The organism is Streptomyces sp. HUAS 15-9, assembly GCF_025642155.1.
GTDB lineage: Bacteria > Actinomycetota > Actinomycetes > Streptomycetales > Streptomycetaceae > Streptomyces.
Genome location: NZ_CP106798.1, coordinates 8,045,378 through 8,064,817 on the forward strand (window position 1 = coordinate 8,045,378; position 19,440 = coordinate 8,064,817).

Annotated in this window: 16 protein-coding genes; 4 read left to right on the forward strand and 12 right to left on the reverse strand. The window is 71.4% G+C overall.

Annotated elements, in window-relative coordinates; all coding sequences use genetic code 11:
- From N8I87_RS36655 to sthA, 7 genes are all read right to left on the reverse strand, one after another.
- A complete protein-coding gene (locus N8I87_RS36655; protein ID WP_263215155.1) occupies nt 1–1,215 on the reverse strand; it encodes a protein kinase domain-containing protein in 1,215 nt (404 codons plus the stop codon).
- Nucleotides 1,216–1,508: 293 nt separating this feature from the next.
- Complete coding sequence (locus tag N8I87_RS36660) at nt 1,509–2,231, reverse strand: phosphatase PAP2 family protein (RefSeq protein ID WP_263215156.1); 723 nt, start codon at nt 2,229–2,231, stop codon at nt 1,509–1,511.
- A 19-nt stretch (nt 2,232–2,250) separates the two neighbouring features.
- Complete coding sequence (locus N8I87_RS36665) at nt 2,251–2,853, reverse strand: phosphatase PAP2 family protein (RefSeq protein WP_263215157.1); 603 nt, start codon at nt 2,851–2,853, stop codon at nt 2,251–2,253.
- On the reverse strand, nt 2,850–3,512 hold the full coding sequence (locus tag N8I87_RS36670; RefSeq protein ID WP_263215158.1) for a DedA family protein: 663 nt from the start codon (nt 3,510–3,512) through the stop codon (nt 2,850–2,852). Before N8I87_RS36670 ends, N8I87_RS36665 begins: the two co-directional genes overlap by 4 nt.
- Nucleotides 3,513–3,969: 457 nt before the next feature.
- On the reverse strand, nt 3,970–4,929 hold the full coding sequence (locus N8I87_RS36675; RefSeq protein ID WP_263215159.1) for a hypothetical protein: 960 nt from the start codon (nt 4,927–4,929) through the stop codon (nt 3,970–3,972).
- Nucleotides 4,930–4,940: 11 nt separating this feature from the next.
- Nucleotides 4,941–6,413 (reverse strand): APC family permease, encoded by a 1,473-nt coding sequence (locus N8I87_RS36680; RefSeq protein WP_263215160.1) that lies wholly within the window; start codon nt 6,411–6,413, stop codon nt 4,941–4,943.
- Between the two features lie 293 nt (nt 6,414–6,706).
- Nucleotides 6,707–8,116 (reverse strand): Si-specific NAD(P)(+) transhydrogenase, encoded by a 1,410-nt coding sequence (gene sthA / locus N8I87_RS36685; RefSeq protein ID WP_263215161.1) that lies wholly within the window; start codon nt 8,114–8,116, stop codon nt 6,707–6,709.
- A 149-nt stretch (nt 8,117–8,265) separates the two neighbouring features.
- Between sthA and N8I87_RS36690 the strand changes: the two genes are divergently transcribed.
- Entirely contained in the window at nt 8,266–9,417 is a 1,152-nt protein-coding gene (locus tag N8I87_RS36690; protein ID WP_263215162.1) for a sulfite oxidase, read from the forward strand.
- Between the two features lie 178 nt (nt 9,418–9,595).
- On the opposite strand, the gene N8I87_RS36695 is transcribed toward N8I87_RS36690, so the two are convergent.
- Nucleotides 9,596–9,802, reverse strand: coding sequence for a hypothetical protein (locus N8I87_RS36695; protein ID WP_263215163.1), 207 nt, complete (start codon nt 9,800–9,802; stop codon nt 9,596–9,598).
- A gap of 168 nt (nt 9,803–9,970) precedes the next feature.
- Between N8I87_RS36695 and N8I87_RS36700 the strand changes: the two genes are divergently transcribed.
- Both N8I87_RS36700 and N8I87_RS36705 read left to right on the forward strand, forming a co-directional pair.
- A complete protein-coding gene (locus N8I87_RS36700; RefSeq protein WP_263215164.1) occupies nt 9,971–11,803 on the forward strand; it encodes a glycoside hydrolase family 15 protein in 1,833 nt (610 codons plus the stop codon).
- A 162-nt stretch (nt 11,804–11,965) separates the two neighbouring features.
- Entirely contained in the window at nt 11,966–12,352 is a 387-nt protein-coding gene (locus tag N8I87_RS36705) for a putative zinc-binding protein (protein WP_263215165.1), read from the forward strand.
- A 7-nt stretch (nt 12,353–12,359) separates the two neighbouring features.
- Here the strand turns inward: N8I87_RS36705 and N8I87_RS36710 are convergent, their stop codons facing one another.
- The 3 genes from N8I87_RS36710 to N8I87_RS36720 all read right to left on the reverse strand — a co-directional run bounded on the left by N8I87_RS36710 (nt 12,360) and on the right by N8I87_RS36720 (nt 16,021).
- Nucleotides 12,360–13,166, reverse strand: coding sequence for a helix-turn-helix transcriptional regulator (locus tag N8I87_RS36710; protein ID WP_263215166.1), 807 nt, complete (start codon nt 13,164–13,166; stop codon nt 12,360–12,362).
- Between the two features lie 78 nt (nt 13,167–13,244).
- Nucleotides 13,245–13,619, reverse strand: a complete 375-nt coding sequence (locus tag N8I87_RS36715) for a hypothetical protein (RefSeq protein WP_263215167.1) — start codon at nt 13,617–13,619, stop codon at nt 13,245–13,247.
- Nucleotides 13,616–16,021, reverse strand: a complete 2,406-nt coding sequence (locus N8I87_RS36720; RefSeq protein ID WP_263215168.1) for a nitric-oxide reductase large subunit — start codon at nt 16,019–16,021, stop codon at nt 13,616–13,618. The genes N8I87_RS36715 and N8I87_RS36720 overlap by 4 nt, the downstream gene beginning before the upstream one ends.
- A 481-nt stretch (nt 16,022–16,502) precedes the next feature.
- On the opposite strand from N8I87_RS36720, the gene N8I87_RS36725 reads away from it, so the two are divergent.
- A complete protein-coding gene (locus tag N8I87_RS36725; protein WP_263215169.1) occupies nt 16,503–18,011 on the forward strand; it encodes an FG-GAP repeat protein in 1,509 nt (502 codons plus the stop codon).
- A 61-nt stretch (nt 18,012–18,072) separates the two neighbouring features.
- On the opposite strand, the gene N8I87_RS36730 is transcribed toward N8I87_RS36725, so the two are convergent.
- Nucleotides 18,073–19,380 (reverse strand): tetratricopeptide repeat protein, encoded by a 1,308-nt coding sequence (locus N8I87_RS36730; protein WP_263216846.1) that lies wholly within the window; start codon nt 19,378–19,380, stop codon nt 18,073–18,075.
- Nucleotides 19,381–19,440: the final 60 nt, after the last annotated feature.

Genomic DNA, 19,440 nt, shown 5'->3' on the forward strand with positions numbered 1-19,440 from the left:
TCAGTCGTCGGAGTTTCGGTCCTTCTTGTGCTTGTCCCTGCCGTGCCCGCCGTTGCCCTGGTCGCCCTCCTGATCCCCTCCTTGCGGCTCCGTGGGGGACGGGGCGGCTGATGTCGCCGCGGCGCTCGGAGTCTCGTCGACAGGTGCGGACTTGACGGTCACCGGGGTGGGCGAACCGGGTGACGACGGGCCGTTGTCGCCCGAGCCGAGCGATGCGCCAAGGGCGACGGCCGCGCCGAACACGGCGATGGCCGCACCGCCCAGAACGGCCCGCGAGGCCAGTTTCCGGGAGCCGCGCTGCCGGGAGTACGGGGCGTCGGCGTCATCGGTTTGCGGGGGCACGGCAGACGGGACGATCGGAGCGGGCATGGCGGCGGTGTCGGCCGGTTCCGTGCTGGAAGGCGTCCACTCCTGCGTGGCGAGCCAGTTGGCCGCCTGCCCCGCGGTCGGCCGGTGCGCCGGATCCTTGGCGAGCAGGTGCAGCAGATACTCGGAGAGGAGCTGGGGTATCTCCGGGCGCAGTCGGGTCGGCGGCGGGGGCTGGACGTCGACGTGCTGCTGCACCACGGCCAGCGAGGTCGAGCCGCGGAACGGGGGCTGCCCGGTGAGTAGTTCGTACAGCACGCAGCCGAGCGAGTAGACGTCGGAGGCGGGCTGTGCCGGGCGTCCCAGGGCGCGCTCGGGGGCCAGATAGTCTGCGGTGCCGAGGACCTTGCCGGTGGCGGTGAGCGTGCTGCCGGCGTCGCCGGTGAAGCGGGCGATCCCGAAGTCGGCGATCTTCGCGGCGCGACCGGAGGTCAGCATGACGTTGGCGGGTTTGATGTCCCGGTGGATCACCCCCTCGCGGTGCGCGGCCGACAGGCCCGCGGCCACCTGCGCCGCGACGGCGGCCGCCTCCCGCGGGTCCAGCGTGCCGCGCAGCGAGCGCTCCTGGGCCAGACTCCAGCCGTCGACGAGTTCCATGACCAGGTACAGCTGACCGTCGTAGGAGCCGAAGTCGTACACGCCCACCACATTGGGGTGGTTCAGGCGGCCCGCGATCTGCGCCTCCATCCGGAACCGCTCCGTGTCCGTCGCCTCTTCCGCCCGCAGGAGCTTGACCGCGACGGGGCGTCCGAGGACCTGGTCGGCAGACCGCCACACCTCGCCCATCGCGCCGCGTCCCAGTAGCTCTTCCAGCTCGTAGCGGTCCGCCAGCAGCACGTGTGCACCCACCCCGACTCACGACAACACCTGAACACCGAAAGACCCGAATTATCACCGTTAAAGATCATTTGGGTGCGGCGTGCCCAGGTTACCCGGGCCGTCAAGCCGACCGGATCCAGGCCCGGAAGTTCGCGCCGGGCAGGCAGACGACGGGGGGACGCCTGCCTGCCCGGCGCGTGGTCACTCGTCCATTCGGGGGGAGCGAGCACCACGGGCCCCGTCAGGCCACTCCGTACAGCGCAGAGGCATGCCCCGGTGTCACACCCCGGGCGCGTCGCGGAACGTCACGCGGGGCGTGATCGTCATCGACGACCCGGACCTCGGGGTGTGTGCTCCTCCGGCGGCGCATCGGCCGTATCCCGGTGCGGGGTCATGTCCGCGATGAGCCCCGCGGGGAGCCACCAGGCCGCCGCGCATACGCAGACCCCGAGCCAGCCCACGGCGAACAGCCAGCCGCCCAGTACGTCGGTGAACCAGTGCACGCCGAGAAAGACCCGGGTCAGCCCGACCAACGCGGCCCAGCAGCCCACGGCGAGGCAGATCGGTGTCCGGCCGCGCGGGGCGCGTATCCAGATCGCGAGGATCACCAACCCGGCCGTGAGCGCCGACGTGGTGGCATGCCCGGACGGAAACGCCCAGTCCGAGGCGTGCGTCTGCCAGTCGGCCATCGGCGGGCGGGCCCTGGCGACCAGTTCCATCACGCCGTACCGCACGGCCTGACCGGCACCGAGGCAGACGGCCCACGACAGGGCCGCGACCAGCCGCCGGCGCGGTGTGCGGCCCACGAACAGTCCGGCCAGTACCACCAGCGCGTACGGGATGATCCCCGTCCCCGTGGCCGTCACCCCACGGGCCAACGCCACCGCGACGTCCGGCCGGTGGGCGAGCGACCAGGACAGCAGGTCCCCGTCCAGGAACAGCGGAGCCCCATGGCTGCCGACGACGACCATGGTCAGCACCACGAATGCCGTCCAGGCACCGAGCCCGACACTGCCCGCGAGTTCCGCGACGCCCTTGCGGCTCATGACACCCGCCCTCTGCGGTTCATGACACCAGGACGGGGCGCAGCCAGGTCGCGGACAGCCGCCCGGCCAGGTCCTTCGGCCCGCGCCGCAGCACCGACATCGACGCGAACGCGACGGCCGCACCGACCAGCACCCCCACGACCACGTCGTGCGGATAGTGGACCCCGACCCAGACCCGCGAGGCCGCCATGGCGCAGGCCGCGACCGCCGCCATGACGCCCAGCCGCCGGGAGACGAAGAACAGGGCCACCGCGGCCGCGGCGGCGATTGCCGCGTGATTGCTCGGGAACGACCAGTCGCCCGGCCCCGGACACACCTCCAGCGTGCTCACACGCAGGCTCTGACAGGGCCGGTCCTCCCGCACCACCAGCTTCAGCCCGGCATCCACGGCGAAGGCCACCAGTACGGCCGCGGGGACGGCCAGCGCCGTCAGTGCCGCCGCCGCGCCCACCCGGCGCGCCCGCCACCAGCCCACGACCATGAGCACCGCGAAGACGGCAAGCCCGTACGTCGCCCATGTGCTCACCACCTGGTCCAGCCATCCGGGCGAGTGGTGCGCCACCTCCACCACGTCCTGGTAGGCCTCCCCGTCGATCGACGAAGCCTGGAACGCGAGCATCATCCGCGGGCCTCCTTGGCTGCCTTGCGGGAGCGCAGCACCTCGGCGGCGAGCGGGAGCAGCGAGACCACCACGATCAGCGCGATCACCGGCAGCAGGTACTTGTCGACACCGGTGATCGAGGAGCCGAGCGCATACCCGGCGAGGGTCAGTCCGACGCTCCACACGAGCCCGCCGGTCACCTGCCACAGGGTGAAGCTCCGGGCGGGCACGCCGAGCGCCCCGGCCATCGGGTTCAGCACCGTCCGTACGACGGGGACGAAGCGGGCCAGCACGATCGCCTTCGCGTGGCCGTACCGCTCCAGCAGTTCCTCGGCGCGTCGCGCACCCTCGTGCAGCCGGGCCGAGCGGCTGCGCACGAGCAGGGCTCCGCCCGCCTTGCGGCCCAGCAGATACCCGCACTGCGAGCCGGCCAGCGCGCCCACCGCCGCCGCGACCAGCAGCGGCGCCAGCGACAGCTTCAGGCCCCGGTCGGCCGTGCCGGAACACAGCAGGCCGGCCGTGAACAGCAGCGAGTCGCCGGGCAGGAAGAAACCGATCAGCAGTCCCGTCTCGGCGAACATCACCACGCCGACGCCCAGCACGCCGAAGGCGGCCAGCAGCGAGTGGGCGTCCAGCACATTGACGGCGAGCTGCGACGACAGGTGTGGGGGAGTGGTCATAGTCGCCGGCCCTCCGCTTTCGTCTCGTTCGACAACAGGTCAGTCCTGACTACATTTTTGTAGACGGTCTACGTAACTGTAGACGACCAACTGGGGTGGTTCGTTCTCCATGGATTCCTCATCGGTTCCCCGTCGGCGATTCCCCATCGTTTCCCGGTCGGGCTCCCCGGTTTTGCCCGCACATTTACCGGCCATTACTGCATATGGGTTGCAGGTGCTGATGAAGGGGCGCAAGGCTGTGGGCGGCAGCCGCCGACGTTCGACCGAAGGAAAGACCCTTCCGATGACGGCCGCCCCTGATTCCGCTCCGCCCCTCCCGGCACAGCCCGAGGCGAAGCGCTCGGCCTGGCACCGCGTCCGCACCTCGATGACGCGGCAGGAGTGGATCAGGGTCGGTGGGACGGCCGCCTCCGGGCCGGCGCCGCACCACCCGCGAACCGATGGGCGAGGGGCGGTATCACCCGCGCAGCCGCAGGTCACTGCGCCACTTCACCAGTTGCTTCTCCGGATCCCCCGTGAACGACCACGGAGTACGCGTCACCCTGCGGCCCTGCAGGCGCAGCAGCGCGGCCGCGATGTCCTTCGTACCCGCGAGGCAGGCCGCATGGGTCAGGTAGTTCAGGTCACGCAGCTCACCCGGGGCGACGGGAACGTCCCCCCGGCCCGTGATCCAGCGCTGCCAGCTGCGGCGTACGTCGCTGACGGCGCCGTCGTGGCTCCAGTGGTGGCCCATCGCCACCGCGGAGTGCTGCCCCTGGGCGCCGTCGAGGACGTACCGGTACTCCTCGACCCGGGCGTACTGCACCAGCACCGGCAGCGCGCAGCCGTCCGGCGCGACCCCGGCCGCGTCGCGGGCGAAGTCGTACATGAGGCCGTGGGTGCCGTGCCAGCGTGCGGAGTAGTAGTGCAGCACCTGGAGGTGGCCCTCCACGCTGTACGGATCGCGCCGGTGCAACTCGTCCCACCAGCGCGCCAGTTCCTGCCGGCGCACCCCTGCCGGATACAGGCGCGCGACCGAGATCAGCGAGATCCAGGGCGTGGGGTCCTCCGGCCACGCCTCGGTGGCCTGCAGACAGGCCAGTACGGCGGTGTCGATACGGTCCCGGTCGATCGGCACCCCCCGGCCCGCGGCGATGGCCAGAGTGAAGGCTCTGGCCGTCTCCGTGGCCGCCCGCAGCACCAGTGCGTCGGCGCTGTGGGGCTCGGCGGCCAGCCAGGACTCGACCGTCGAACTCCCCGTGCAGGCCTGGGCGAGCTGCCGGATCCGGTGTCCCCGGGAGAGCCAGTCGGTGCCGGTGGCCCGCAGCAGTTCCCGCAGGCCCTGCCAGCGGCCGATCACGATGTCGTGGCGTGCCGAGCCGAGGGGTGAGTCCCCGCAGTCGGGATCGAAGTCGGGCGTGTAGCGGTCGCGCGCCATCGGGCTCTCCCTCAGAAGTCGGTGGGGAGACCCTCGTAGGCGCCGGCCCGCGCGGCCGTGCGGTCGTCGGGGATGTAGCCGGCCTCGACCGTGCGCGTCGCGTCGAGCTTGGCGGGCCGGTAGTAGTCGCTGCCCTGCTTCCAGTACCAGAGCATCGGGACCAGCCCGACGGCCAGACCGCCGAGCCCGATCGCGATCGCCGCGCCGCTCAGCTCGCCCAGGGACTCGACGAAGATCCAGAACATGAACAGGGAGCCGAACAGCGGCCACAGCCCGCCGAGAACGAGGTTGCCCACGGACTTCAGCAGCGTCTTGCGGTAGGCGACGACCACCGCGAGACCCGCGAGACCGTAGTAGACGGCGATCTGCAGTCCGATCGCCGAGATGGCGTCGGAGAGGATGTCGCCCACCGTGCCCAGGGCGTTGGAGGCGATGAGCATCACCAGCGCCACGCCGCCGACCACGGTGATGGCGACCCAGGGCGTGTTCCAGGTGCGGTGCACCCGGCCCAGCGCGGACGGCATCGTACGGTCGCGGCCCATCGCGAACAGCGAGCGCGTGACCTGGATGAGTGTGGTCTCCAGCGTGGCGATGGTGGACAGCATCACGGCGACGATCAGCAGCTTGCCGCCCCAGCCGGGCCAGACCTCCTCGCCGAGCACGGCCAGCACGTTGGCGTCGTTCTCCTCGATCTGTTTCGAGGAAAGGATCACGTTCACCGCGATCGTGAACACCTCGAACAGCAGGAATACGACACCCACGCCGATCAGGCCCGCGAGTCCGGTCGTACGACGGCTGTCGCGGGTCTCCTCGCTGAGGTTGCTGGTGACGTCCCAGCCCCAGTAGTAGAACGCGGCGATCAGCGCGCCCGAGGCGAACCCGGCCGTCCCGTCGAAGTGGGAGAAGCCGAGCCAGGACCAGTCGAAGGCGCGGGCGTCGCCGGTGTGGAAGAGCGCCAGCACCGCGAACAGGCCCAGAACGACCAGCTCGACGCCGGACATCAGCAGCTGCGCGCGGACGGTGAGCCGCGCGCCGCCGAGCACCACGCCCAGCATGATCAGGAACCAGGCCGCGCCGATCACCGTCGACAGGGCCGTGTCGTCGGCGAGGTTCTCGTCGAACAGCGCGAGCGTCATCGAACCGGCGGGCAGCGAACCGGCCACCATGAAGATGGTCGCGGAGACCACCAGCGCCCAGCCGCTGACGAAGCCCAGGAACGGGTGCAGGGTGCGGCCCACCCAGGAGTAACTGGCGCCCGCGTTCACATCGATCCGGCTCAGGTAGCTGAACGCCAGCGCGATGCCCAGCATGGGTATCGCGCAGTACAGCAGGGCCGCCGGACTGGCCAGGCCCACCGTGCCGACCAGCGCCGCCGTGGTCGCGGCCAGCGAGTAGGCGGGTGCGCTGCCCGCGACGGCCATGACCACGGTGTCGAACGTCCCGAGGGCATTGGCCTGCAGCCCTCTGCCCCTGTTCTTGCTCATGGATGTGCTGCTTTCCGGTTGTGCGCGCGCACGGACGGGCCGGCCCGCGGCGCACGGGTGGGGGGTGTGGGACCCGCCTCGAACCCGTAGAGGGATGGCCTCGGGTCAGTGGCCGGCCAGGAGAAGAGAAAGACCGGTGAATTCCGATCAGCCCTGCGTCGGCAGTCGGTCACACCGCGTGTGGCTGCGATGATAGCGGCCCTCTTTGACCTTTCAAGATTGACCAGCCGGTATTCTCCCTCGCCGGGCGAGGGCCCAACTCCCGCCCCGGAAGCGCCCCTTCCGCGCCTCGGTCACTCCTCCAGGTGGTCGATCTGCCGCAGCTTGTTGGTGGCGTCGAGCGCCGCGACCTTGTACGACTCCGCCAGCGTCGGGTAGTTGAACACCGCGTCGACCAGATAGTCGACCGTGCCGCCGCAGCCCATCACGGACTGCCCGATGTGGATCAGCTCGGTGGCACCCGCACCGAAGCAGTGCACGCCGAGCAGCGTGCGGTCCTCGGGCGAGACCAGCAGCTTGAGCATGCCGTGGGAGTCGCCGATGATCTGCCCCCGGGCCAGTTCCCGGTAGCGGGCTATGCCGACCTCGAACGGCACGCAGTCCTCGGTGAGTTGGTCCTCCGTCCGGCCCACGAAGCTGATCTCCGGAATGGTGTAGATACCGATCGGCTGGAGGTGGTGCATGCGTCCGACGGGCTCCCCGAAGGCGTGGTACGCGGCGGCCCGGCCCTGTTCCATCGAGGTCGCGGCGAGCGCCGGGAAGCCGATGACGTCGCCGACGGCGTAGATGTGCGGCACCTCGGTGCGGTAGTGCTCGTCCACGCGGATCCGGCCGCGCGGGTCCGCGGTCAGCCCCGCCTTGGCCAGGTCGAGTTCATCGGTGAGCCCCTGGCGGCCCGCGGAGTACATCACCGCGTCGGCGGGGATCTTCTTGCCGCTCTCCAGGACGGTCAGGGTGCCATGGGCGTGCCGCTCCACGGCGGCGACGGTCTCCCCGAAGCGGAAGGTGACGGCGAGGTCCCGCAGGTGGTACTTGAGCGACTCGATGACCTCGACGTCGCACAGGTCCAGCATCCCCGGGCGCCTTTCCACCACGGTCACCTTGCTGCCCAGCGCGGCGAACATGCTGGCGTATTCCATTCCGATCACGCCGGCGCCCACGATGACCATGGACCGCGGCACCCGCTCGAGCGTGAGCACATTGTCCGAGTCCATGATCGTGCGCCCGTCGAACTCGACGCTGTCCGGCCGGGCCGGCCGCGTGCCGGTGGCGATCACGATGTGCTCCGCGCTCAACAGGCTCTCGTGGCCGGTGACGTCGCGCAGCCCGATCGTGTGCGGGTCGACGAATCGGCCCGTGCCGGCGTAGAGGGAGACGTGGTTGCGGGACAGCTGGCTGCGGATGACGTCGACCTCCCGGCCGACCACGTGCTGGGTGCGCGCGGTCAGATCGGCGACGGTGATGTCCTCTTTCAGCCGGTAGCTCTGCCCGTACAGATCGCGCTGGGTGAGACCGGTGAGGTACAGCACCGCCTCGCGCAGGGTCTTGGAGGGGATGGTGCCGGTGTGGATGGAGACCCCACCGACCATGTCGGGGCGGTCGACGACGGCGACCCGGCGGCCGAGCTTGGCCGCGGCGATGGCGGCCTTCTGACCGCCCGGACCGGAACCGATGACGAGCATGTCGAAGTCGAAGTCAGGCACCTTCCGGAGTGTGTCAGCCCACGGGCTCTCTTCGAAAGGGAGAACGGGAAACCGTCCGCCCGAACGGAACCCCCGTCCGGCCCGCGGGAGTTGTCGGCCGCCCCTCACCGTCCTCGCCGTACCGCACCCACCGGAGGGACAATACGGTCATGGGCCGTCGACTCGACGATGTGAGCGCACCCGCCCGGCTGGCCGGACCCGAGGAGGGCATCGGCCCGGACGAACTCACGCTCGCCGCCCGCAACCACGGCCTCCCGCTGGAAGCCCTGCGCCACGACATCACCCCGCCCGGCCTGCACTACGTCCTCACCCACTACGACATCCCGTACGTCCCCGACGCCACCCGCTGGCGCCTGACGGTGGACGGCCTGGTCCGCCGCCCGCTGCGGCTCACCCCGGCCGATCTGCGGGCGTTCCCCGCGGTCACCACCCGGGTCACCCTGGAGTGCGCCGGGAACGGCCGTGCGCTGCTGGCACCGCGCCCGGTGAGCCAGCCCTGGCTGGTCGAGGCCGTCGGCACGGCCGAGTGGACCGGCGTACCACTGCGGCTGCTGCTCGCCGAGGCGGGCGTGGGCCCGACGGCCGTCGACGTGGTCCTCACCGGAGCCGACCACGGAGTGGAGCGCGGGATCGAGCAGGACTACCAGCGCGCCCTGCCGGTGGCCGTGGCCATGGGCGACGACCCCGAGGTGCTGGTGGCCTACGGCATGAACGGCGGCCCGCTGCCCCCGCAGCACGGCCACCCGGTCCGGCTGGTGGTCCCCGGCTGGTACGGCATGGCGCACGTGAAGTGGCTGCGGGACATCACGGTCAGTGCGCGAGCGTTCACGGGATTCCAGCAGGCCGTGGCCTACCGGCTCCGGCAGCGCCCCGGGGACGAGGGCGAGCCGGTCACCCGTATCGCGCCGCGGGCCCTGCTGGTGCCGCCGGGCTTCCCGGACTTCATGTCCCGGACCCGGGTGGTCCCGCCGGGACCGGTACCGCTGGAGGGCCGGGCCTGGTCCGGGCAGGCGCCGGTGACGGCCGTCGAGGTCAGCACCGACGGGGGAGCGAACTGGCACCCGGCCGGCCTCGACCCGGCGGACCGGCACCGCTGGGCCTGGCGCCGATGGCACTGGACCTGGACGGCCACCCCGGGACGCCATGTCCTCGCCGCCCGCGCGACCGACGCCGACGGCCGCACCCAGCCCTCGGACCAGCACTGGAACCGCGGCGGCTTCGCCAACAACGCGATCCACCGCGTCCGGGTCGTGTGCGTGCCCGCGGACGACGCCGGTGACGACACCGGCCAGGCCCTTTGACGACAGGGCCCGCGTCCGCCTCCAGGACAGCGCCGAGCGCCCGGTCCGCGTCTCCTTGGCAGTCGCGGGCCGGGCGTGTGCCGCGTCTCCGGTCGGTCGCGCCGAGCCGGGTTCTCCCGTCTCCGGTCAGTCGTGCCGAGTCGGCTTCCCCCGTCTGTGAGACGACCCCGGACGGCCCTCAGGGCAGCAGCTTCTCGATGGCGATCGGGCCCTCGGTCTCCAGCTTGCGCCGTGCCCATTCCAGATTGGCCGGAGTGATGTCCCGTCCCGTGGCGAGCACCAGGTCCTCGGGCGCCACGCCGGATTCGGGGTGGATGTGGAGCAGGGCGTCCGGGGTCGCCCGGTCGTCGGCGGACCGGGACTCTTCGGGTTGCGACGTCGACATGATGCCTCCTCCTCCGGATCCGGCCGCCCGCACCGCTGCCGGTGCCGCGAAACCGGCCCACTCTCACGATTCCCCGCCGGAGCCCGCCCTGCATCCGGAAGAGCCCACGGCCCCCTTCCCTCCTAAGCTGGAGACAGCCCGCACGCCCGAATCCGGGAGGCTGCCGCGATGACCGAGACGCCGTACCGGGACGCACCCGGGAGCCCCCGCTATCTGCCGATCGCCGAACACGGACTGATCGGGGACCTGCGGAGCGTGGCCCTGGTGGGCAGCAACGGCACGATCGACTGGTACTGCAGCCCCTCCTTCGACTCCCCGAGCGTCTTCGCGTCGATCCTGGACGCCGAGCGCGGCGGCTGCTTCGAGCTCGCCGCCTCCGTGCCGGCCCGCACCAAGCAGTTCTACTTCCCCGACACCAACGTGCTGATCACCCGGTTCTTCACCGACGACGGGGTCGGCGAGGTCCAGGACTTCATGCCCGTCACCGGGGAGTCCGCGGAGGTCGACCGGCACCGGCTGATCCGCCGCGTCCTGTGCGTCCGCGGCACCATCCCCTTCCGGGTCCGGGTGGCCCCGCGCTTCGACTACGGCGCCGCCCCGCACACGCTGAGGCTGCTCGGCGACACGGCCGTCTTCGAGTCCCCGGAGATGGCCCTCGCGCTCACCTCCACGGTGACCCCGGAGAGCGACGGCGTGGACGTGCGCGCCGACTTCAAGCTCGCCGAGGGCGAGTCCGCGGTGTTCGCCCTCGACCGGGTCGGCGACGCCATAGCGCCGCGCGGCTGCGCCCGCACCGAGGCCGAGCACGAATTCGAGGCCACGGTCTGCTACTGGCGGCGCTGGCTGCACCAGTCCCGCTACCGCGGGCGCTGGCGGGAGATGGTGCACCGCTCCGCCCTCACCCTGAAACTGCTCACCTACGCGCCGACCGGCGCCATCGTGGCCGCGCCGACCACCAGCCTCCCCGAACAGCTCGGCGGTGAGCGCAACTGGGACTACCGCTATGTGTGGATCCGGGACGCCGCGTTCTGCGTCTACGCGCTGCTGCGGCTGGGCTTCAGCGGCGAGGCCCGGGCGTTCATGAACTTCCTGACCGGCCTCATCGGCCCGGGCGACGGCTCGGCCTCGGGCCCGCTGCAGATCATGTACGGCATCGACGGCCGCACCGACCTGCCCGAACGCGAACTCGATCACCTGGAGGGCCACCTGGGATCCGCTCCGGTCCGGGTCGGCAACGCCGCCGCCGACCAGCTCCAGCTCGACATCTACGGCGCCCTCATCGACTCGATCTACCTCTACGACAAGTGGGCCGAGCCCATCTCCAGCGACCAGTGGGACAACGTCTGCCGGCTGGTCGACTGGGTCTGCGACCACTGGGACCAGCCCGACGAGGGCGTGTGGGAGACCCGCGGCGGCCGCAAGAACTTCCTGTACTCGCGCCTGATGTGCTGGGTGGCGATCGAGCGCGCCATCCGCCTGGCCAACCGGCGAGGCCTGCCGGCCGACCACCGCCGCTGGCGGACGAGCCGTGACGCCGTCTACCGGCGGATCATGGACCTCGGCTGGTCGCCGGTGCGCCGCGCCTTCGTCCAGCACGAGGGCGGCGAGGTCCTGGACGCCTCGCTCCTGATGATGCCGCTGGCGAAGTTCATCGCACCCACCGACCCCAAGTGGCTGTCCACCCTGGACGCCCTCACCGACGACCTGGTCTCCGACTCCCTCGTCTACCGCTACGACCCGCAGGCCAGCCCCGACGGGCTCCGCGGCGACGAGGGCACCTTCTCGATCTGCTCCTTCTGGTACGTCGAGGCGCTGGTGCGCGCCGGGCGGCTGGACGAGGCGCGGCTGGCCTTCGAGAAGATGCTCACCTACGCCAACCACCTCGGCCTGTACGCCGAGGAGATCGGCCGCACCGGCGAGCAGCAGGGCAACTTCCCCCAGGCGTTCACCCACCTGGCACTGATCAGCGCGGCGTTCAACCTGGACCGCGCCCTCGGCTGACCTCCCCGGGGGGTCTTTCGGCACCACGGGGGGAGTCCAATGGGCCCATACCTACCCCGTTGGGCCCACGCGGCCGACGGTCGTCCGGCCTAGGCTCGCGAAGGCGCGTGCCGCTTGCCGCCGCGCCGCTCACCGTCCACCGCAACCAGCGAGGCCCCCCGGGTGAACCGTCGTCGTGATCTGCCCCTTGTCTACTCCTGCTCGGGCTGTTCGAGCGCGGCCCAGATGACCAACTGGATCGCCGTGCAGCTCGACCGGCGCGGCATCGCCGAGATGTCGTGCATCGCCGGTGTCGGCGGGGACGTGCCGAGCCTGGTTCGCAAGGCCCGCAGCGGTCGCCCCGTCATCGCCGTGGACGGCTGTGTGCTCCAGTGCGCCCGCAACTGTCTCGCCCGGCACGAGGTGGAGCCGGTGGTGCACCATCTCCTCAGCGACGACGGGGTGCGCAAGCGGCTGGGCGAGGACTTCGACCCGGAGCAGGCCGAGCAGGTGCTCGACGGCATCATCGCCCGCATCACCGAGGAGACCGGCTCGCAGCCGCACTCCTGACGGGAGTTCAGGCCCCCTCGGCGCGCCGCAGGGTGGCCACGCACAGGTGCGGGGTGACGAAGGGCTCCAGGCTCTCCGCCGTCAGCGGGGCCCGCAGTGTCTCCACCGTGCCCTGCATCAGGCCGAGATGGATCGCGCAGACGATGTCGGGGCGGCGCTGGGCCACCTCGCGGAACGGGCAGTGGTGCAGACGCAGCCGCCGCAGGTCGGCGGCCCCGGCCTGGGCGTCATCGGCTGCATCGCCGATGACCGTGCCCGCGGCCTCCGGCTCCGTGCCCGCCTCGGGTTCCCGCTCAAGCTCCGGCTGGTGCTCCTGATCGTGCTCCTGCTCCGCTTCGGTGACGAAGCCCATGCCCTCCAGGGTCGCCACCAGCCGGCGCTCCCCTTCCTCCGCGCCGATGCGCTCGGTGGGCGCGGGAGCGTTGGTCAGGTACGAGCCCCAGGAGCGGCCGGCCCGGGTCGCCGCGCCCACCGGGTCCTCCACCGAGGAGGACACGACACCGAGCAGGATGTCGGACAGCAACTGGAAACTGCGCGAACCGTCCAGCCCGTCCGAGGCGACGGCCGAGTAGACGATCTTCGGTCGCCCCGGTTCACTGCGGGGCGCGCTGTCACGGATCGCCAGGCCGTCGGCGACCAGCGCGTCCAGATGGAAGCGGGCGGTGTTGAGGTGGACCCCCACGCGCTCGGCGGTCTCGGCCACACCCAGCGGGCGGCCGTCCTCCGCGCGCAGCAGTTGCAGGACGGCAGCGCGCCTTCCCCTTTGTACCGGAGCGCCGGTACCCGCGTCGATGAGCTGTCGTCGTGGAGCCATGGAGAAATGATACGACCGCGAGGGTTAGAAACAAGATGTCTCGTTTCTAACCCTCGCGGCAGGATGGTGGCGCGTCGGTCACTCCGGTGGCGAGACCTTGGCGTGCCGCAGCCTGCGGCCCAGCAGGGCGAGGAGCACGCCGTGCGGGACGGCCACCGCCCCGAGGAGCGCGAGCTCCGCCGGGGAGTGGTGACGGAGCGCCTCCCCGCCCGCCAGGACGAGCGCGACCACGGACACGAACAGCGACAGGGCCCGGTGGAAGCGGTGCACCTCCGAGTGCGGCCACTCGTCGCTGCTGACCGGTTCGGGGGTCTGCCCGGCCGCCCGGTGGTAGCCGGCGAAGATACGCGACTCCCAGGCGCCGGTGCTCTGCCGGCCGTAGAGGTCGAGGCCGATCACGACCAGCAGGAGCACCCCGAGGTATCCGGTGGTGAGCAGGGTCTCCCCGCTCACGGGGCCACCGCCTCTGCGGCGGGAGGTTCGGGGGCGCGCCCGCCGTCCTCGTCCTCGTCCAGGTCGTCGTCCGACACGCTGCCGTCGGCCCCGACGGGTCCCACCGCGGTGAACAGCAGGCTCAGCTCGGCGTCCGCCGGCTGCCTGGTCCGGCCGGCGCGATGACGCACGCCCAGCCAGGTCAGCCACAGCAGCGGCAGTACGCCGCCGACCAGGAACACCACGTCTCCGGGCAGGCGCAGCCACTCCAGGAAGACATTGGTGTCCGAGTGCAGATAGCCGAGGCTGCGCGCGTCCGCGTAGCCGCTCTCGACGACCTTGTACAGCTGAAGGGCGCCACCGGGCAGCAGCGTGGCGAACGACATCCACGCCAGGCCGAGGTTGAGCGACCAGAACGCCATCCGGGGCCAGCGGTCCGACCACTTGTTCTCGGGGATCAGGTAGCGCAGCGCGAACACCGCGAATCCGACCGCCAGCATGCCGTACACGCCCATCATCGCGGCGTGCGCGTGGTTCGCCGTCAGGCCCGTGCCCATCTCGTAGTACGACACGATGGGCAGGTTGACCAGGAAGCCGAACACACCGGCACCCAGGAAGTTCCAGAAGCCGACGGCGGCCAGGAACATCACGGCCCAGCGGTGCGGGAACGGGGTGCTCGACGGGCTGTGCCGACGGGCGCCGATCTGCAGGAAGCTCCACGCCTCGACGGTGAGGAAGAGCAGCGGCACCACCTCGAGGGCGGAGAACGTCGCGCCCAGCGCCAGGTGCTCGGCGGGCTCACCCGAGAAGTACAGGTGGTGCATGGTGCCGATCACGCCGCCCGCGCCGTACAGCACGACGTCGAGGAAGATCACGGACAGCGCCACCCGCTCACGGACGACACCCAGCAGCACGAACAGGTAGGCGACGGTCGCGGTGGTGAAGAGCTCCATGAAGTCCTCGACCCACAGGTGCACCACGATGAAGCGCCAGAAGTCGGCCGCGGTGAACTGCGATTCGGGACTGGCCAGCAGGCCGACGGCGTAGAACGCGGGCAGCGCGAGCGCGGCCAGGAAGAACAGCCACGGCATGTTCGCGACGCTCTCCCGGCGCAGCCTGCGGCGCAGTCCGCGGAAGAGGATCACGACCCAGATCACCATGCCGAGGGTCAGCAGGACCTGCCACACCCGGCCGAGGTCCAGATACTCCCAGCCCTGGTTGCCCAGCGCGCTCCACAGGTTGCCGAGCCAGCCGCGCTGTCCGGCCAGTTCGCCCAGCAGGCTGCCGACGACCACGACGACCAGCGCGCCGAGCAGGATCCGGCTGAGCAGGGCCTGCTTGCGGGGCTCCCAGCCGCGGGCGATCAGCGGGGTGATGAAGATGCCGATGGCCAGGAACGAGGTGACCACCCAGAAGATCGCCAGCTGGGTGTGCCAGGTGCGGACCAGGTTGTACGGCAGCCAGCGGTCGAGCGGGATGCCGAAGAAGCTGCCGAGGTCGGCCCGGTAGTGCTGGGCGGCCGAGCCCAGCAGCGCCTGGACCAGGAACAGTCCGGCCATCGCGAAGAAGAACCAGGCCGTGGTGCGCTGTGCCGGGGTGAGCCGGACGGTGTCGGGCGCGTGGAAGCGCAGTTCCCGGTGGTCACGCCGGTGCCAGCCCAGGAAGTTCCAGCGTCCGAAGGCGGCGAACAGCGCGCCGGTGCCCACCAGCAGGAAGATCAGCGACAGCACGCTCCAGGTCACGGTGTGACCGGTCGGCTTGTTGTGGACCAGGGGCTCCGACGGCCAGTTGTTGGTGTACGAGTAGGCCTCGCCGGGGCGGTCGGCCGCGGAGGTCCACGCCGTCCAGCCGAAGTAGGCCGTGACGTCGTGGATCTCGCCCGGATCGGTGATCGCGTTCGGCTTGAGGCCCTGCTTGCCGTCGGGCCGGCCGAGCAGGTCGGCGTAGTGCTTCGTCAGCTCGGTGAAGGCGGCGGCCTGGGCGTCGCTCCACACCAGGGTGCCGGTCGCCTTGTCGTAGCGGTTGGTCCGGTATTCCGCGGCGGTGCGCTCGTCGGCGTTCGCGACGCCGGAATCGACGTACTGCTTGTGCACCATGGTGGCGCTGCGGTGCAGGTAGTCGGCCGTGAAGTCCGGTCCCAGATAGGCGCCGTGGCCGTAGATCGAGCCGTACTGCATCAGGCCGGTGCGCAGGAACACCTTCTGGCCCTCGCGGACGTCGTCGCCGGTGAAGACGACCTGGCCGGAGGCCGTGACGGTCTTCTCCGGTATCGGGGGCTGGGCCTGGTAGGTCCGCATCGCCAGCAGTCCGAGGACCAGGAATCCGCCGAGCGTGACGAGGATGGCCGCCTGGACCCATCCCCTGGCGATCATCCGTGGCCGCTTGTTTTCACCGGGGCTGACGCCCGCTGGTGATCTTCCCATCTCCTGTGCCCTCCTCGAGATCCGACACCCGTCGTCGCGGGTGTCGTGCACTGCAGGGAGAGTAATACCAATCAGGATTGGTATTTAACAGGGGGCCTCGTCTAAACTGGCCGACAGGTGGCCACCGACACCACGGACAACCGACGTGACGACAGAGAGGAGAGCCTCTGATAGGCATGCACGAAGACCAGGAGGCTTCCCTCGCCACGGGATGCCTCGGTGCAGAAAGACGGCGAAGCACCCCCGGCGCGATACGGGGGTGCTTCCCGCGTCCGCGCAGCCGTCGGCCGCGCGGACGACGGGGCGAGGTCGGCCGAGATTCGCCCCGGCACCGCGCCGGTCCGGGCTCCGCCCGAGATGTAACCGAATCGTCACAGCCCTTCGCGGCGCCACAACTCCCTCCGGGACATTTGGGTCGAACCCGGTGTCGGCACGACCAGCCGACCTGACGACCCATCAACATCCCCCGGGGGGAACGAAGATGAGTAACAGCGCACACCCCGCACGCCGCTTTGGAGTCCCCACCGCCGTCACCGCGGCCTCCTTCCTGCTGCTGGCCGGCGCCGGCATCCTGGCCGCGCCGTCCGCGTTCGCGGGCGTCCCGGGCGGCACCTCCGCCGCCGACCGCAACAGCGACTTCAACGGCGACGGCTACACCGACATCCTCACCGGTGTCCCGGAAGGCACCGTGGACGGCAAGGAAGGCGCCGGGTACGTCACCGTGCAGTACGGCGCCCCCAACGGCATCGGCACCGACAAGACCGTGCCCAAGGGCCGTACGGCGGTCATCAGCCAGTCCACCAAGGGGGTGCCCGGCACCTCCGAGGCCTGGGACGACTTCGGGCAGGCCGTCGCCACCGGCGACCTGGACGGCGACGGCTACGACGACGCGATCATCGGCGCGCCCGGGGAGGACGAGGGCCGCGTCGCGGACGCCGGCCGGGTGACCGTCCTGTACGGCTCCAAGGCCGGCCTGAGCACCGCGCGCACCGCCTCCGTCACCGCCGCGAAGCCGGCCGCGGGCGCCCGGTTCGGCCTCGGGGCGGCCGCCGCCCGGTTCACCGGCGACACCGACGCCGACCAGCTCGTCGTGGCCGACCAGAAGGTGGGCCTGCACGTGTTCACCTACCACGCGGGCGTCCTGCGACTCGTCGGCGCACCGCGCTCCACCGGCCACAAGCTCCGGCCCGGATATCTCACCACCGGTGACTACGATCACAACGGCTACGCCGACCTGGTCGTCTCCGGCTACAGCCCCGACGACGACTACACCAAGGGCTGGTCCGCGTACTACGCGGGCGGCAGCAACGGTGTGACCTACCGACGGGACCTGCCCGGCGGCCTGGGCACCGCCTCCGGCGACATCGACAAGGACGGCTTCGACGACCTGGTCGTCGGCCGGCTCAGCAGCGCCGACGACCAGGCGGAGGGCGACGCGGGCGGCAAGATCGGCGTGTACTACGGCGGCGAGGAAGGCCCCGCGGGCGTGGACGGCCCCGGCACCGGCCCGCAGTGGTGGTCGCAGAACTCCCCGGGTGTCCCGGGCGCGTCCGAGGCCGGGGACTCCTGGGGCGCCGACCTGTCCGTCGCCGACGTGAACGGCGACGGCTTCGCGGACGTGGCCGTCGGCGCGCCCGGCGAGGACGTGGGCAGTGTCGCCGACGCGGGCGCGGTCTGGCTGCTGCGCGGCTCCCACAAGGGCCTGACCGCGGCACACGCCCAGTCCTTCGACCAGAACACCCCGCACATCCCCGGCACCGCGGAGATGGACGACGCCTGGGGCGCCCAGGTAAGGCTGGCGGACACCGACGCGGACGGCCGCGCCGAACTCCTCGCGGCGGCCCCCGGCGAGAACGCGGGCGACGGCGCGCTGTGGCTCCTGCCCGCGAGCAACAACGGCCTGCTGGCCCCCGGCTCATGGTCGTACAACGCCGGAGCCCTCGGCGGAAACGCCCACGCGGCCCGGTTCGGCGCGGTGATCGACGAGTAGTCCGCGTGCCCGCACCGGGGCAGTGGCCGGTGCGGGTGCTGTCGTCGGTCTCCGGTGCGGGTCAGGCGAAGCGGGAGCTGGGGACCGGGCCCGATGACGACAGGCGGGCCCGGTCGCCGCGCAGCCAGGTGGCGCGTGTCGCCGTGACGAAGGCCGTGAACACCTCGTCCGAGTCCGGCGGGGCCTGACCGTCGTCCTCGTCCGGGGTCGGGTCCGCACCGGTGATCTCGGCGGCGAGTTCCTTCTCCGGGCGGTCGTCGGCCGGTCCGTGCTCGACGCCGCCGTCGGCACCCTGGTGCGTCTGCTCGCCCCACGGCGCCACCACCGACTGGTGGAGCAGCGTCACGCTGTCGGCGGTGACGACCGGGGTGTCCGTCCAGGAGCTCGCGTGCTCGTGCAGCACCTGCCCCGGGGTCCGCTCGAAGAGCTGCCCGAGGATCTCGGGATCGGCGACGTCGTTCAGGTCGTACGCCACGACCACGGTGTCCTCACGCCCGGCCGCGAACGGCTCCGCGGGCAGCCCCAGCACCTCGGCGGCGGCCAGGCCGAGGATCCGCGAGCCCCGGTCGGGCAGCAGCGACACGGACCGGGGGCGCACCTCGGTGGTCTCGAGCAGTGTCCGCAGCCGCAGCAGGCCGCGCAGGCACTGGTCGGGGGTGTCCTGCAGCCAGGCGTAACGCCCCGTCATCCCCCCGTCGAAGCCGTACGGCGAGAGCGTGCCGAGCACGGTGCCGCCGATCACGTACTGCCAGCCGCGCAGATCGGTGAGGTCCAGCGCGGTCGCGGCTCCGACGGCGGCGGCGCGTTCCAGCATGCGGCTCTGCCGGGCCTGTGTGGGCAGCCACATGGGGTCCTCCGGGTCCGGCAGCAGCGCGTGCTGGCGCCGGGCCAGGGCGAGATCGCCCGACATGATCGCGTTGAACACCAGGAGGTAGCGGTCCGGCCAGTCGGTGAAGTCGGCCTCGTGCCGGGCCAGTTCCTCGGCCGCCTCGCGGTGCCGCCCCTCGCGCTCGTACGCCGACACCAGCTCCCGTACGACACCGAGGCGGCCCGGGTTGCCGCGCAGGACCTCGCGCAGCGCGGGGATCGCCAGGTAGGACAGCCCGCGTTCCACGCACGCGTACCCGAAGTCGAAGAGGGCCTGGGCATGTCCGGGCCGCGCCACCAGCGCCGCCGCGGCCTGCTGAAGATCGTCGAACCCTGCGCTGCCCGCCGCCCGGCCGACCACCAGGGCCACCTCACCGAGAGGCTGCTCCTCCCCGCCGGCCCGCAACTGCCGCAGCGCCCCGGGTATGTCTCCGGAGTCCAGGCACTCCCAGGCCTTGAGCAGTTCGGGGGTCTTGGGACGGCGATTTCTGCGCGAGAACATGACGGAGATCATCTCCGATCCCCCGACCGCCCTCAACACAATTCCGCGCCCGCTGCGACG

What these genes read in the sequence shown, in the direction of transcription:
- N8I87_RS36660 (WP_263215156.1), bottom strand. Translation starts at nt 2,231, where the DNA reads ATGAGCCGCAAGGGCGTCGCGGAACTCGCGGGCAGTGTCGGGCTCGGT.
- N8I87_RS36665 (WP_263215157.1), bottom strand. Translation starts at nt 2,853, where the DNA reads ATGATGCTCGCGTTCCAGGCTTCGTCGATCGACGGGGAGGCCTACCAG.
- N8I87_RS36670 (WP_263215158.1), bottom strand. Translation starts at nt 3,512, where the DNA reads ATGACCACTCCCCCACACCTGTCGTCGCAGCTCGCCGTCAATGTGCTG.
- N8I87_RS36675 (WP_263215159.1), bottom strand. Translation starts at nt 4,929, where the DNA reads ATGGCGCGCGACCGCTACACGCCCGACTTCGATCCCGACTGCGGGGAC.
- N8I87_RS36680 (WP_263215160.1), bottom strand. Translation starts at nt 6,413, where the DNA reads ATGAGCAAGAACAGGGGCAGAGGGCTGCAGGCCAATGCCCTCGGGACG.
- N8I87_RS36690 (WP_263215162.1), top strand. Translation starts at nt 8,266, where the DNA reads ATGGGCCGTCGACTCGACGATGTGAGCGCACCCGCCCGGCTGGCCGGA.
- N8I87_RS36695 (WP_263215163.1), bottom strand. Translation starts at nt 9,802, where the DNA reads ATGTCGACGTCGCAACCCGAAGAGTCCCGGTCCGCCGACGACCGGGCG.
- N8I87_RS36700 (WP_263215164.1), top strand. Translation starts at nt 9,971, where the DNA reads ATGACCGAGACGCCGTACCGGGACGCACCCGGGAGCCCCCGCTATCTG.
- N8I87_RS36710 (WP_263215166.1), bottom strand. Translation starts at nt 13,166, where the DNA reads ATGGCTCCACGACGACAGCTCATCGACGCGGGTACCGGCGCTCCGGTA.
- N8I87_RS36720 (WP_263215168.1), bottom strand. Translation starts at nt 16,021, where the DNA reads ATGGGAAGATCACCAGCGGGCGTCAGCCCCGGTGAAAACAAGCGGCCA.
- N8I87_RS36725 (WP_263215169.1), top strand. Translation starts at nt 16,503, where the DNA reads ATGAGTAACAGCGCACACCCCGCACGCCGCTTTGGAGTCCCCACCGCC.
- N8I87_RS36730 (WP_263216846.1), bottom strand. Translation starts at nt 19,380, where the DNA reads ATGTTCTCGCGCAGAAATCGCCGTCCCAAGACCCCCGAACTGCTCAAG.